Raw genomic sequence first — 13,984 nt, 5'->3', positions numbered from 1 at the left:
GTAGATCCTTCCGTTTTCGTGGGGAGGGTCCGATGTGTATAAGCGCCAGTGGCGGGCGCCGTCGCCTCCCCCGCCGCGGCACCGCCCGCCGCCGCCCGCACCGCCCCGCTCAGCACCGCCGTGGTGATCGTCGGGGCCGGGCTGTCCGGCCTGACCGCCGCCCGCGACCTCGCCGCCGCCGGGCGGTCCGTGCTCGTCCTGGAGGCCCGGGAGCGGCCCGGCGGCCGCGTGTACGGGCTGCCGCTCGGCGACGGCACCACCAGCGAGGGCGGCGCCGAGTTCATCGGCCCGACGCAGGACCGCATCGCCGCACTCGCGCAGGACATGGGCGTGGCCACCTTCAAGACCTACAACGAGGGCAAGAACGTCTACTACCGCAACGGCAAGCGGTCCCTGTACGCCACCGACGGGCTGCTCGGCGCGGTCCCGCCGGACTGGGGCGTGATCGACCTGGAGCTGGCGCTGCTCAAGCTCGGCAACATGATCAAGGACGTGCCGGTCGGCGAGCCGTGGAAGGCGGCGAAGGCCGAGGAGTGGGACGCCCAGACGTTCTACACCTGGTCGCGGTCCAACTCGCTGAGCAGCGGCGCGCGGTTCCTGATGGACGCGTTCGCCTCGTCCACGCTGTCGATGCGCTCGCAGGAGATCTCGCTGCTGTACCTGCTGAACTACGCGGCCTCGGCGGGCAACGAGAGCACCCCGGGGACGATCGACCGGCTGATCAACACCAAGGACGGCGCGCAGGAGTCCCGGTTCGTGGGCGGCTCGCAGGAGGTGCCCGTCCGGCTGGCGGCCCGGCTGGGCGACATCATCCGCTACAACGCGCCGGTGCGGTCGATCGCGACCGGCTCGGGCGGCGTCACCGTCACGGCGGACGGGATCACGGTGTCGGCGAAGCGGGTCATCGTGGCGATGTCCCCCGCGATCGCGAACAAGATCGACTACTCGCCGGCGCTGCCCGCGAGCCGGGCGCAGCTGATGCAGCGCTACCCGATGGGCTCGATCGCCAAGTTCGTCGGCGTCTACGACACGCCGTTCTGGCGGGCGGACGGCCTGACCGGGCAGGCGGTCGCCGACAGCGGCGCGATCGACGCGACGTTCGACAACAGCCCGCCGGACGGGTCGCGCGGCATCCTGATGGGCTTCATGAACCAGGCGAACATCCGCAAGCTGGACGGCGCGTCCGGTGCCGAGGTGCGCGCGGCGGGCCTCGACTCGTTCACCAAGCTGTTCGGCGACAAGGCCGCCGACCCGAAGATCACGGCGTTCCAGCGCTGGGACAACGAGATGTGGAGCGGCGGCGGCCCGGTCGGCATCGCCCCGCCCGGCGCGCTCACCGCGTTCGGCCCCGCGCTGCGCGCCGCGTGCGGCCCGATCCACTGGGCGGGCACCGAGACGTCCGACTACTGGACGGGCTACATGGACGGCGCCGTCCGCTCCGGCGAACGCGTCGCCAAGGAGGTCCACGCGGCCCTCTGACCGTTGACTTGCGGCGTGTTGCCCTTATGACGGCATCGATAAGGGCAACACGCCGCAAGTCAACGAAGCGGGGCTACAGGGCGGCGGCCATCTCCTTGACCTTCTCGATCAGGGCGAGGCGGCTCTTGTGGTCGCCGGCGATCGGGGCGACGTTCAGCGTCGTGACGCCGGACTCCTTCATCGCGGCGAGCCGCTCGCGGACGTGGCCCTCGGAGCCGATGAGCGACATCTTCTCCAGCAGCTCCTGCGGGACCTTGGCGGCGGCCTCGTCCTTCTTGCCGTCCAGGTACAGGTCCTGGATCTCCTCGGCCTCCTTCTCGAAGCCGTACCGGCGGGCGAGGTCGTTGTAGAAGTTCTTGCCCTTGGCGCCCATGCCGCCGATGTAGAGCGCCGCCATCGGCCGGCCGAACTCCAGGAAGCCCCGCACGTCGTCGCCGATGGCGAGCGGGGCCTGCCCGACCACGTCCAGCTCGCCGAGCGCGGGGTCGCGCTTGGCCTTGCCGGCGGCGAGGGAGGCGCCCCACACGTCCGCGGCCTTCTCCGGCATGTAGAAGATCGGCTCCCACCCGTTGGCGATCTCGGCGGTCTGCTCGACGTTCTTCGGCCCGATCGCGGCGACCAGGATCGGGATGTCGGCGCGCACCGGGTGGTTGATGAGCTTCAGCGGCTTGCCGAGGCCGGTGCCCTGCTCCGGGGGCAGCGGCAGCTTGTAGTACTTCCCGTCGTGCTGGAGCCGCTCCCGGCGCCACACCTTGCGGCAGATCTCGATGACCTCGCGGGTGCGGCCGAGGGGCGCGGTGTAGGGGACGCCGTGGAAGCCCTCGATGACCTGCGGGCCGGACGCGCCGATGCCGAGCGTGAACCGGCCGTCCGACACGTAGTCCAGGCCGGCGGCGGTCTGCGCCGTCGCCGTCGGCGTCCGCGAGTAGATGTTCAGGATGCCGGAGGCGATCTCCACCCGCTCGGTCTTGGCGGCGATGTAGCCCATCTGGCTCACCGCGTCGAAGCTGTACGCCTCCGCGACGTACACGATGTCGAGGCCGGCCTTCTCGTAGTCGGCCAGCTCCTCGACGGTCTCCTTGAAACCGCCGGAGTAGCTGAGCGCCATCCCGATGCGCATCGCGCCATCCCTTCCGTAAACCGAATCCGATTCCAGTGAACGTAACCTACTCCGGCGGCCCGTCCGGGACGAGGGTCAGGGCAGCGCGGGACCGTGCAGCGCGTCCAGCGCCGGCCGGTACAGGTCGGTGCGGATCTTCGCGAGGGTCTTTCCGTTCTTGCCCGCCAGCGACGCCGCCCACTCGACGGCGGCGGGGAGCACCTCGTCCTCGGCGGCGGTGCGCTGGACGATCCCGGCCGCCAGCGCCTGCTCGGCGGTGTACCGGCGGCCGGTGAGCATGGCCTCGTGCGCGGCCGCCTTCGGCAGCCGCTCCTTGATCAGCAGGTTCATCCCGGGCGTGAAGCTCATCCCCAGATCGACCTCGGGGAGGCAGAAGTAGCCGCGGCCGGTCCGCATGACGGCGAAGTCGTGGGCGAGAGCGAGCATCCCGCCGCCCGCGAACGCGTGCCCGTTGAGCGCCGCGATCGTCGGCATCGGCAGCTCCAGGACGCGCGCGAACAGCCCGTGCACCCGCCCCAGGTACTCCGCGAACTTGTCCCCGTTCGCGCCGAGCCAGTCCAGGTCGAGGCCGTTGGAGTAGAACTTGCCGGTGCCCACGGTGACCAGCGCGCCCGGCCCGTCGTTCTTCGCCACGGTGTCGAGCGCCCCTTCGACCGCGCCGAGGAAGTCGGGGCTGAACCGGTTCTCACCGGCGTCGAACCGCAGGACGTACACGTCTCCGTCGCGCTGGAGGTCGATCACGAGGCTCTCCTTCATCCGTGCCTGAGCGGAACCCTACTCGTCAGTAGCCGGCGGGAAGACCATGCAGGTCGTCGTGCCGTGCGCGACGAGCTTGCCGTCGGCGTTCATGATCCGCCCCTCGGCCGTCGCGACCTTGCGTCCCATGTGGACGGTCGTCCCCTCGCACACGAGCCGCCCGCCCTCCAGCGGCACCGCCCGGACGAAGTTCACCTTCAGCTCCAGCGTCGTGTAACTCGCGCCCTCGGGCAACGACGTGTGCACCGCGCACCCCATCGCCGAGTCCAGCAGCGTGGACATGATCCCGCCGTGGACGGTCCCGAGCGGATTGCTGAAGTCGGTGCGCGGCGTCAGGGCGAACACGACCCGTCCGGGCTCCAGGCTCTCGGCCGTCATGCCGAGCAGGGCGCCGATCCCGTACCCCTTCTCGACCCCCATGTTGAGCAGCTCCTTCAGCTGCTCCAGCCCCGCCGTGCTCGCCATGCCGCCTCCCTGTATGACGTCCGTCATAAAGAGCCTGTCCCATGATGCTCGTCATAGTCAAAGCGCCAACCCTATGATGAATGTCATAATCGGGTCATGGGAACCGACAGCCGGGAACGCATGGTGCGCAGCGCCGCCTACCTCTTCCGCGAGCGCGGCTACAGCGGCACCGGGTTCCGCGACGTCATCGCGCACAGCGGCGCCCCGCGCGGGTCGATCTACCACCACTTCCCGGACGGCAAGGCGCAGCTCGCCGAGGAGGCCGTCCGCTACGCCGGCGAGTTCCTCAACGCCGGCATCCTGGCCGCCACCGAGGGTGGTGACGCCGCCTCCGCGGTGGACGCCTTCGTCGGCTGGTGGCGGCAGGTCCTGATCAAGAGCGAGTTCCGGGCGGGCTGCCCCGTCGTCGCGGTCACCGTGGAGTCCCACGACGACGCCCCGCAGCTCGCCGCGGCCGCCGCGGCGGTGTTCGGCCGCTGGCAGGACACCCTGGCCACCGGCCTCGGCAACGCCGGCGTCCCCGACGACCGCGCCGCCCGCCTGGCCCGCCTCATCGTCGCCGCCGTGGAGGGCGCCACCATCCTCTGCCGCGCCCACCGCGACGTGGCCCCCCTGGACGACGTGGTCGGCGAACTCAAGGAGCTGACGCGAACAGCCGTTCAGGGGGGTTAACGGCACCGGCTCCGCATGTGCTAAGGGGCGGACTGCTCGGCGAGGAGTTCGGCTATCGCCTGGAGGGCCAGGACGTAGGACATGGGGCCGAAGCCGGCGATGGTGCCGGTGGCCACGCCGGCGACCACGGAGGTGTGGCGGAACTCCTCGCGGGTCGCGGGGTTGGTGATGTGGACCTCGATAAGGGGGGCGGTGCGCTGGGCGAGCGCGTCGCGGAGGCTGTAGGAGTAGTGGGTGAACGCGGCCGGGTTCAGGACGATGGGGACGCGCTCGTCGGCGGCCTCGTGCACCCAGTGCACCATCTCGGCCTCGTCGTCGGTCTGCCGGACCTCCACGCTGAGGTCGAGGCGGCGGCCGGTGTCGCGGCAGAGGGCGGCGAGCTCGTCGAAGCTGGTCGTCCCGTACTTGTCGGGCTCGCGGACGCCGAGGCGCCGCAGGTTCGGACCGTTCAGGACGAGCACGCGGTTGGTCATGGGGTGAGCTCCCGGTAGGCGGCGGCGAGCAGGTCCTCGTCGGGGCCTTCGAGGCGGCCGGGCTCGGCGATGCCGTCCAGGACGACGAAGCGGAGCGTCGTGCCGCGCGACTTCTTGTCGATGGTCATGGTGGTGCGCAGGCCGGGCCAGTCGGCGGCGTAGGAGATCGGCAGCCCGACCGAGGTGAGGACGTCGCGGTGCCGCCGGACGGTCTCGGCGGGCAGGCGGCCGGCGAGGCGGGCGAGTTCGGCGGCGTAGACCATGCCGATCGCGACGGCGTGGCCGTGCCGGAACTTGTAGTCCTCGGCCTTCTCGATGGCGTGCGCGAGGGTGTGGCCGTAGTTGAGGATCTCGCGGAGCCCGCTCTCCCTCAGGTCGGCGGAGACCACGTCGGCCTTGACCTGGATCGCGCGTTCGACCAGTTCGCGGGTGTGCGGGCCGTCGGGGGACGCGGCGCCCTTCGGGTCGTCCTCGACCAGGTCGAGGATCGTCGGGTCGGCGATGAAGCCGGCCTTGATGATCTCGGCGAGGCCGCTGATGTAGTCCTCGTGCGGCATCGTCATCAGCGTGGCCAGGTCGCACAGGACGCCGGCGGGCGGGTGGAACGCGCCGACGAGGTTCTTGCCCTCGGGGACGTTGATGCCGGTCTTGCCGCCGACCGCCGCGTCCACCATGCCGAGGAGGGTCGTCGGGACGAGCACGGCCCGGACCCCGCGCAGCCACGACGCCGCCGCGAACCCGGCGAGGTCGGTGGTGGCGCCGCCGCCGACGCCGACGACGACGTCCGTGCGGGTCATGCCGAACCGGGCGAACGACGACCAGAGCCCCGCGAGCACGCCCGCTTCCTTGGCGGCCTCGCCGTCCGGGACGGGCAGCGCGTGGACGCTGTATCCGGCCTGTTCGAGCGCCCCGCAGACGGGACGCGCGATCTCCGGCAGCCCCTCGGCGTGGACGACGGCGACCGTGCGGGCGCGCTCCCCCACCATGGCGGGCAGCTCGCCGAGGACGCCCGTCCCGATGACGACGTCGTACGGGTCGGCGCCTCCGACGTGGACTCTGGCCTGCGTCACGCGGCGCCTTCCATGGCCTTGGCGATCTCTTCGACGACTTCGGCGGGGTCGCGGCCGTCGGTGTCGACGCTCAGCGTGCCGAGGCGCTCGTAGATGGGCAGGCGCTCTTCCAGGAGTTTGCGCATCTGGCTGCGCGGGTTCAGGACGAGCAGCGGCCGCGCGGACGCGAGGCCGACCCGCTTGATCGCCTCGGAGAGGCCGACCTTCAGGTAGACGACCGTGTGGCCGGCGAGGAGGTCCTGCGTCTCTTCCGCGAGGATGGCGCCGCCGCCGAGCGCGACGACGCCCTCGTGTTCGGCGAGGGCCGCGTCGACGGCGGCGCGTTCCAGTTCGCGGAACCGCTCCTCGCCGTCGTCGATGAAGATCTCGCCGATCGGCTTGCCCGCGGCGGACTCGACGTCGGCGTCGGTGTCGCGCAGCGCGACGCCGAGGCGCTCGGCGAGCGCGCCGCCGATGGTGCTCTTGCCCGAGCCGGGCGGCCCGATGATGACTGCCTTCGGTCGCATGGTCCCGTTCACTTGATCGTCAGGGAGGACAGGTAGCCGCGCAGGTTGCGCGCGGTCTCCTCGGCGGAGTCGCCGCCGAACTTCTCCAGCGCCGCGTCCGCGAGGACGAGCGCGACCATCGCCTCGGCGACCACCCCGGCCGCCGGGACGGCGGTGACGTCGCTGCGCTGGTTGATCGCCTTGGCGGGTTCGCCGGTCTTCACGTCGATGGTGTCGAGCCGCCGCGGGACGGTCGAGATCGGCTTCATCGCGGCGCGCACCCGCAGCGGCTCGCCGGTCGTCATGCCGCCCTCGACGCCGCCCGCCCGGTTCGTCCGGCGGCGGACGCCCTCGGGCGTGCCGTCGATCTCGTCGTGCGCCCGCGACCCGGGCCGCCGCGCGGTGGTGAACCCGTCGCCGAGCTCCACGCCCTTGATCGCCTGGATGCCCATCAGGACGCCGGCGAGCCGCGAGTCGAGCCGCCGGTCCCAGTGGACGTGGCTGCCGAGGCCCGGCGGGAGCCCGTAGGCGAGGACCTCCACGACGCCGCCGAGCGTGTCGCCGGCCTTCTTCGTCTCGTCGATGTGCGCGACCATCGCGGCGGAGGTCGCGTCGTCGAAGCAGCGGACCGGGCTGTCGTCCACGCGGGCGAGGTCGCCGGGCTCGGGCAGGACGTCCGCGGGCGCCTCGACCTCGCCGAGCGCGATCACGTGGCTGAGGACGTCCACGCCGAGGGCCTGCTTGAGGAACACCTTGGCGACCGTGCCCAGCGCGACCCGGGCGGCGGTCTCCCGGGCGCTCGCCCGCTCCAGCACGGGACGCGCGTCGTCGAACCCGTACTTCTGCATGCCGACGAGGTCGGCGTGCCCGGGCCGCGGCTGCGACAGCGGGGCGTTCCGCGCCTGGGCGGCGAGCACGTCGGCGTCCACGGGGTCGGCCGACATGACCGTCTCCCATTTCGGCCACTCGGTGTTGCCGACCTCGATCGCGACCGGCCCGCCGAGCGTCACCCCGTGCCGGACGCCGCCGAGGATCGTCACCTGGTCCTGCTCGAACTTCATCCGGGCGCCCCGCCCGTGCCCGAGCCGGCGGCGGCGCAGTTCCTCGGCGATCTCCCCCGAGGTCACGCGCACACCGGCCGGCAGCCCCTCCACGATCGCGGTGAGGGCCGGGCCGTGGGACTCCCCCGCGGTCAACCAGCGCAGCATGACCACGATCCTATTGACTCCGCGCGCCCGCCCGTGACGGCGTCCACCATCTGAGAGGCTCGTCGCCGGAGGTGGGTGCATGCGGAGGGCGCTGCTCGCCCAGGCGCGGGGCTGCGCGCAGCTGGGCTCGCCGATGTACGTGGAGCTGCTCACGCGCGCCGCGGACGATCCCGGGGCGGTCGCGGCGGTCCTCGGGGACCGCACGAGGCCCGGCTTCATCCTCGGGATGCTGGGGGCGGTGCACCGGCTCGTCCTGGAGGGGCGGGTACCGGAACTGGCCGCGCACTATCCGACCGCCGGCGGGACGGAGGACCCCCTGGACGCCTGGCCCGCGTTCCGGGACGTGCTGATCGAGCACGCGGCCGAGATCCGGGACGGGCTCACCGACACGCCGCAGACCAACGAGGTCGGCCGGGCCGCCCCGCCGGTCGGCGGGCTCCTCACGGTCGCCGAGGCGACGGGCGGCCTGCCGGTCCGGCTGCTGGAGGCCGGCGCGAGCGCGGGCCTGAACCTGCGCGCCGACCATTTCCGGCTCCTGCACGAGGGCGGCGCGTACGGGCCAGAGTCCCCGGTCGTGCTGGCCGGCGCATGGCGGGGCCTTCCGCCGGTGGACGCCCCGCTCGCCGTCGCGGAGCGGCGGGGATGCGACCCGAACCCGCTGGACGCGACGTCACCCGACGCTCAGCGGCGGCTGCTGTCCTACGTCTGGCCCGACCAGGCCGGGCGGGTCGCGCGGCTGCGGGCGGCGTTCGAGGTGGCCGCGCGGGTCCCGGCGACGGTCGTGCGGGCGGGCGCGGCCGACTTCCTGGACGGGCTCGCGCCGCGGCAGGGCGTCACCACGGTCGTGTGGCATTCGACGATGCGCCCGTACCTGTCGGACGACGAGGCCGCGCGCGTCGACCGGCACATCGAGAACGCCGGCGCGGCGGCCACCGAGGACGCCCCCGTGGCGCATCTGACGTTCGAGGGACGCGACGCCGCCCGCCTCGACGCCGTCCAGGTGGTGGCGTTGCGCCTGTGGCCGGGCGGGGAGCGCACGATCCTCGGCGAGGGCCGCTCGCACGGCCTGCCGACGACCTGGTTCTGACCGGTCAGGCGATCTCGCGCCAGTCGAGGACGGGGGCGACCACGTCCCGGATGGCGGCGAGGAGGCCGAGCCGGTTGGCGCGCACGCCCGGATCCTCGTCCATGACCATCACGTCGTCGAAGTAGGCGTCGATGGGCGCGATGAGGGCGGTCGCGGCCGCGGTGAACTCCGGCAGCGACGGCCGGGCGGTCAGCTCCGCCTTGACCTGGGTGAACGCCTCGTGCAGGTCGCGCTCGGCGGTATCGGTGAAGAGCGACGGGTCGTAGCCCGCGTCAGTGGACTCCGGCACGATGCGCAGGACGCGCTGCAACGCCGTCGTGAGCTGCTCGAACCGCGACGACTGGAGGAGCCTCGCCAGGTCGTCGGCGGCCTGGGCGGCGTGCGCGGGCGCGCCCGCGAGCGGCAGCACGGCCCGGACGACGTTCACCGGACGCCCCTCGTCCAGAAGGTGCTGCTCCAGGCGCCGCGCGATGAACCGTTCGGCCTCCGCGAGCGCGTCGGGGGCGACGGCCACGGGCTGGTGCCGGGCGGCGAGGGCCAGGCCGTCCCCGACCGTGATCGGCGCGAGGCGCGGGACGTCCCGCAGGATCGCGGTCAGCGCGAGCGCGGCGCGGCGAAGCCCGAACGGGTCGGAGCTTCCGGTCGGCGCCGACCCGACGGCGAACAGCCCGGTCAGCAGGTCGAGCCGGTCGGCGGCGGCGAGGACGGCCCCGGCGACCGTGCCGGGCAGCGCGCCCCCGGCCGAGCGGGGCAGCTCCATCTCGTGCAGGGCCCGCGCGACGGCCTCGTCCTCGCCGGCGCGGCGGGCGTACTCGCGGGCCATCGTCCCGGCGAGGCTGGGCAGCTCGATGACCATGGACGAGGCCAGGTCGAACTTCGCGAGCGCGGCGGCGCGGCCCAGCGCGGCGCCCTCCTCGTCGGTGAGGCCGAGACGGCCGGCGAGGTCGGCGGCGAGCGCGGCGATGCGGGACGACCGGTCGGCCATCGATCCGAGCCGCTCGGTGAACGTGAGCCTGCCGAGCCCCTCCTTGATCTGCTCGGGCGTGCTCCTTAGGTCCTGCCGGAAGAAGAACGACGCGTCCTCGTAGCGCGCGCGGAGCACCGCTTCGTTCCCGACCCGGACGGCGTCGTGGTCGCATTCACCGTTGGCGACCGTGACGAAGTGCGGGAGGAGACGGTTCGACGATCCGCGCACCGGCAGATAGCGCTGGTGCTTGCGCATGACCGTCGTGAGGATTTCCTCCGGAAGCTCCAGGTACTTCTCGTCAAACGATCCGAGGATGGCAACGGGCTCCTCGACCAGGTTGACGATCTCCTCGATGAGGGCGTGCTCGGCGCCGAGGTCGATCGTTCCTTCGCGCCCCTGCGCGAGAGCCTCCGCGTCCGAGACGATGCGGGCCCGGCGGCGGGACGGCACCGGCTCGATCCCGTGCTCGCGCAAGACGCCGACCAGCGACGCGGCGTCCGGCACCGCAACGGGCCCCGCGTCGGACGTCCGGTGCACGCGGGTCGAGCGCCCGGCCGCGAGATCGGCGACCGTGAACGGGATCTCGTGACCGTCCAGCAGGGCGAGCAGCCAGCGGATGGGCCGGGCGAACGACAGGCCGGGCGCGTTCCAGCGCATGTTCTTCCCGGCGCGGAGCCCGGCGACGATGTCCGGGAGCAGCTCGGCGAGGACTTCGGCGGCGGAACGTCCCACCACCTTCCGGGTGTATCCGGCGTACTCCCCGCCCCCGACGGTGATCTTGCCGACGTCCGAGACCTCGATGCCGTGCCCGCGCGCGAACCCCTGCAGCGCCCGCGTCGGCTCCCCGGACGCGTCGTAGGCGGCGGCGAGGCGGGGCCCCTTCACGACCTGCTCGGTGTCCGGTTCGCGGGGCTCCAGATCCTGGACGAGCACGATGATCCGCCGGGGCGTCGCGCACGTGTCGAGCGAAGACGCGCCGGTGAACAGCCCGGCCTCCGCCAGCCCGTCCCGCAGCCGTCCCGCCACGTGCTCGGCCGTCCGGGCGACCTCGCCCGGCGGCAGCTCCTCCACCCCGATCTCCAGCGCGAACGTGCCCGCCGAGACGACGTCCGGCAGAGCGCCCGGCTCAACGGCGGCGGCCCGCACCGTGGCGTCACCGAGCGGATGCCCCAGCTCGGCACGGCGCTCGACCCACAGCTCGGCGACCTCGTGGGCGAGGCCGCGCATCCGCGCGAACGCGCGCGCCCGCTCCGTCGTGCCGACCGCTCCCCGCGCGTCCAGCACGTTGAACGCGTGCGAGCACTTCAGCACGTAGGAGTGGGCGGGGACGGGCAGCCGCGCGTCCAGCATCCGCCGGGCCTCCGCCGCGTACGCCTCGAACAGCTCCCGGTTCGCCGCGATGTCGGCGTCGTCCAGGTAGTACCGGCTCATCTCGTACTCGGCCTGCCCGAACGCCTCCCCGTAGGTGATTCCGGGCGCGTACGCGATGTCCTTGAAGTGGGAGACGCCCTGCAGCGCCATCAGGATGCGTTCCATCCCGTAGGTGATCTCGACCGAGACGGGGTCGAGGGTCAGCCCGCCGGACTGCTGGAAGTAGGTGAACTGGGTGATCTCCAGGCCGTCCAGCCACACCTCCCAGCCGAGCCCCCACGCGCCGAGCGCCGGCGACGCCCAGTCGTCCTCGACGAACCGGACGTCGTGGGCGCGCAGGTCGATGCCGAGCGCGGCGAGGCTGCCGAGGTACTGCTCCTGCGCGTCGCCCGGCTCCGGCTTGAGGATCACCTGGAACTGGGTGTGCGTCTGCAGCCGGTTCGGGTTGTCGCCGTACCGGGAGTCGTCGGGGCGGACGCTCGGCTCGGTGTAGGCGACGCGCCACGGCTCCGGGCCGAGGACGCGCAGCGCCGTCGCCGGGTTGAGCGTGCCCGCCCCCACCTCGGTGTTCATCGGCTGCGCGACGAGGCAGCCGCGCCCCGCCCAGTAGTCGGTGAGCCGGATCAGGGCGTCCTGCATCGTCAGCACGGGAGTCTCCTATGGCGCGGAAAGGACAAGCCTAGAAGCGCCCGGGACCGCACCGGATCGCGACCCGCGCGGGAGGCGGCCTACCGGCGCAGGAGGTTCAGTTCGACGCCGCCGACGATGCGCCCGCGGAGCACTTCGGCGAGCCCTTCGCACAGCCGCGGGTCGGTGGCGCGCTCGTCGTGCCCCGCGACGACCGCGAACCGCACCGCAACCTCGGCGGACGTCCCCTCGGCCACCCGGACGCCGGTCACCGACGGGTCGGAGCCGAACGCGGCCTCGACGGCGGCGAGCACGTCCGGGTCCTCGTGCGGCGGCGGGACGGGGCGGCCCTCGGCGAGCAGGTGCAGGCGCAGCCCGTCCACGGCGAACGGGACCGGGCCCGCCACGTCCACGACCAGGGCGTCGGCGCCCTCGTCGAGGGCGGCGCGGCACGCGTCGCCGCCGCGCACCGTCACGGGGCGGGCGTCGGCGCGCCACGCCTTCATCGTCTCCGCGCAGGTGAACGCGAGCACGCCGCGCCGGCCGTCGTCGCCGATCAGCGTCGGCAGCGCCATGTCGCTGGATTTCTCGCGCCGCAGCTCGCCGGGCGCCACCTCTTCCTCCTCGGTGAGCACGGCGACGATCGGGACCAGCAGCCGGGCGCCCTGCAGCCGCCGCAGCACCGCGTGCGCGCCGACGCGCCCGGCCGCGTACCCGGCGAGCGCTTCGCACAGCCGCGGGTCGGCGCTCCCGTCGTCCCCGGGGATCAGTGGTTCGGGAATGGTCAGTCCGGACACGCCAGGCAGGCTATAACCTCCGGCGACCGCCGCGCGTATCTATTCGGATACTGTCCGTGCCCATTCTGTCACCCGAGGTCGGCGATGGCGGCCACGGTGCCGCCGCCCGACGGCCCCTGGTGGACGGCGGCGACCGACACGAACACCGCCGGGTCGCCGGTGACGGACGCCGCGACGCCCCCGACGCACGCCTTGATCTGCCGGTGCCAGTGCACGTCGGAGTCGTCCAGCATGATGTTGCGGCGGCCCCGGACCGAGCCGCTCGGGTCGGCCTCGCACTTGATGAACACGTTGACGAGCCGGTCGCCGAGGTCGGACGTCCGGGGCCGGCCGGGCAGGTCCAGGCCGGTGGTCCGGACGGCGTCCCAGATGCCGTCGGCGTCCAGTGCGTCCTTCATCACACCGTGCCCGGCCCGGTACCGTCCGCCGATGCCGCGCACGTTGCCGACCACGACGATCTGCGCCCGGTCGAGTTCGACGCCGGACGAGCACGACGCCACCGACGAGTACAGCGACAGGTCCTTGTGGATCTGCTCCGCCGACGGCATCTCGATCTCGCCGAGCGCGACGGCGATGCCGAGCGCGGTGGTCGAGTTGGAGATGTCCATCGACTTGAGCGTGTCCTCGGTGACGACGTCGCGGCCGCGGGACTTCGCGTCGTTGATCGTGTCGAGGGTGAGCAGCGGCGTCTTCGTCTGGACGTAGTGGACGTCGGCCGGGTCGTCGATCCCGGCGATCTTCATGGCCTCGCGGACGCCGGCGGCGACGGTCTCGACCATCGCGGGCCGACCGATGTCCTCGGGCAGGATGATCTCGCTCATCGCGACGCCGACCGACACGCGCGGCTCGTCCGACGCGGGCGCCTCCGCCGGGTCGACGGTGGCGAACACGGTGGCGTGCGGGCTGAGGACGCCGTCGGTGCCGCCCGACCACACCAGCGGGACCCGCGCCACCTCGTCCGCGCTCCGGGTGCCCTTCGCGAGGAGCACCTCGCGGAACGCCCGGTCGGCCAGCAGCCGCGTGTAGTCGTTCACACCGCCGTTGCCCTCGGTCTTGCCGACGACGGCGAGGACCCGGTCGGCCGCCAGGACGCCGTCGTCGATCAGCCGGGCCAGCCCGGACGCGTCGGTCACGGACTCGATGGGGATCTTGCGGACTTCGATCGGATCGGGCACGTCATCGCTCCTCAGCTGCTGTGGTCGACTCGGTCTCTACCCGGGGCGGCGCCTCCACGACCGTCCCGGCCGCGCCGTGCGCGGCGTCGCCGAGCCGGGCCAGCGACGCGATCGCGGCGCTGGCCCGGCTCGGCCTGGACGGGCTGCGCGTCCACCCCCTCGCCGAGCTGTCGGTGCTGCTGGTCGACGAGGCCGCGATGACCGAGCTGCACGAGAAGTGGATGGACGAGCC

13 protein-coding genes and 1 pseudogene are annotated in these 13,984 nt (G+C 72.9%); 4 read left to right on the top strand and 10 right to left on the bottom strand.

What is annotated here, in order from left to right; all coding sequences use genetic code 11:
• Positions 1–48 precede the first annotated feature (48 nt).
• A complete protein-coding gene (locus tag HUX53_RS26410; protein ID WP_176405924.1) occupies positions 49–1,479 on the top strand; it encodes a flavin monoamine oxidase family protein in 1,431 nt (476 codons plus the stop codon).
• A gap of 73 nt (positions 1,480–1,552) precedes the next feature.
• Here the strand turns inward: HUX53_RS26410 and HUX53_RS26405 are convergent, their stop codons facing one another.
• The 3 genes from HUX53_RS26405 to HUX53_RS26395 all read right to left on the bottom strand — a co-directional run bounded on the left by HUX53_RS26405 (position 1,553) and on the right by HUX53_RS26395 (position 3,820).
• Positions 1,553–2,599 (bottom strand): LLM class F420-dependent oxidoreductase, encoded by a 1,047-nt coding sequence (locus tag HUX53_RS26405; protein WP_176405923.1) that lies wholly within the window; start codon positions 2,597–2,599, stop codon positions 1,553–1,555.
• Between the two features lie 75 nt (positions 2,600–2,674).
• Entirely contained in the window at positions 2,675–3,340 is a 666-nt protein-coding gene (locus tag HUX53_RS26400) for an enoyl-CoA hydratase-related protein (protein ID WP_176405922.1), read from the bottom strand.
• A 33-nt stretch (positions 3,341–3,373) separates the two neighbouring features.
• Positions 3,374–3,820: a PaaI family thioesterase gene (locus HUX53_RS26395; RefSeq protein ID WP_176405921.1), complete on the bottom strand. Its 447-nt coding sequence runs from the start codon at positions 3,818–3,820 to the stop codon at positions 3,374–3,376.
• A 96-nt stretch (positions 3,821–3,916) separates the two neighbouring features.
• Here HUX53_RS26395 and HUX53_RS26390 point away from each other — a divergent pair, with 96 nt between their 5' ends.
• Complete coding sequence (locus HUX53_RS26390) at positions 3,917–4,492, top strand: TetR/AcrR family transcriptional regulator (RefSeq protein ID WP_176405920.1); 576 nt, start codon at positions 3,917–3,919, stop codon at positions 4,490–4,492.
• Positions 4,493–4,512: 20 nt separating this feature from the next.
• Here the strand turns inward: HUX53_RS26390 and aroQ are convergent, their stop codons facing one another.
• Genes aroQ through aroC form a run of 4 tightly spaced genes read right to left on the bottom strand, consistent with a single transcriptional unit; the run spans position 4,513 to position 7,728 of the window.
• The gene (gene aroQ / locus HUX53_RS26385) at positions 4,513–4,965 is read right to left on the bottom strand and encodes a type II 3-dehydroquinate dehydratase (protein WP_176405919.1); all 453 of its coding nucleotides are present in this window, start codon (positions 4,963–4,965) and stop codon (positions 4,513–4,515) included.
• Positions 4,962–6,035, bottom strand: a complete 1,074-nt coding sequence (aroB, locus tag HUX53_RS26380) for a 3-dehydroquinate synthase (protein WP_176405918.1) — start codon at positions 6,033–6,035, stop codon at positions 4,962–4,964. The genes aroQ and aroB overlap by 4 nt, the downstream gene beginning before the upstream one ends.
• Complete coding sequence (locus HUX53_RS26375) at positions 6,032–6,541, bottom strand: shikimate kinase (RefSeq protein WP_176405917.1); 510 nt, start codon at positions 6,539–6,541, stop codon at positions 6,032–6,034. The genes aroB and HUX53_RS26375 overlap by 4 nt, the downstream gene beginning before the upstream one ends.
• Before the next feature lie 8 nt (positions 6,542–6,549).
• Entirely contained in the window at positions 6,550–7,728 is a 1,179-nt protein-coding gene (gene aroC, locus HUX53_RS26370; protein ID WP_176405916.1) for a chorismate synthase, read from the bottom strand.
• A 79-nt stretch (positions 7,729–7,807) separates the two neighbouring features.
• Between aroC and HUX53_RS26365 the strand changes: the two genes are divergently transcribed.
• On the top strand, positions 7,808–8,815 hold the full coding sequence (locus HUX53_RS26365) for a DUF2332 domain-containing protein (protein WP_176405915.1): 1,008 nt from the start codon (positions 7,808–7,810) through the stop codon (positions 8,813–8,815).
• Between the two features lie 4 nt (positions 8,816–8,819).
• On the opposite strand, the gene HUX53_RS26360 is transcribed toward HUX53_RS26365, so the two are convergent.
• The 3 genes from HUX53_RS26360 to HUX53_RS26350 form a co-directional block, all read right to left on the bottom strand.
• Positions 8,820–11,792, bottom strand: a complete 2,973-nt coding sequence (locus HUX53_RS26360) for a glycine--tRNA ligase (protein ID WP_176405925.1) — start codon at positions 11,790–11,792, stop codon at positions 8,820–8,822.
• Between the two features lie 89 nt (positions 11,793–11,881).
• Positions 11,882–12,577, bottom strand: coding sequence for an SseB family protein (locus tag HUX53_RS26355; protein ID WP_176405914.1), 696 nt, complete (start codon positions 12,575–12,577; stop codon positions 11,882–11,884).
• A gap of 68 nt (positions 12,578–12,645) precedes the next feature.
• A complete protein-coding gene (locus HUX53_RS26350; protein ID WP_176405913.1) occupies positions 12,646–13,752 on the bottom strand; it encodes a ring-opening amidohydrolase in 1,107 nt (368 codons plus the stop codon).
• A 20-nt stretch (positions 13,753–13,772) separates the two neighbouring features.
• On the opposite strand from HUX53_RS26350, the pseudogene HUX53_RS42655 reads away from it, so the two are divergent.
• A pseudogene (locus HUX53_RS42655) lies at positions 13,773–13,984 on the top strand (hypothetical protein); the annotation flags it as partial.

Origin of the sequence: Actinomadura sp. BRA 177, from assembly GCF_013372625.1 — a bacterium.
GTDB lineage: Bacteria > Actinomycetota > Actinomycetes > Streptosporangiales > Streptosporangiaceae > Spirillospora.
The sequence above is the reverse complement of the archived record's forward strand: the minus strand, read 5'-3'. Positions and strand labels throughout refer to the sequence as shown.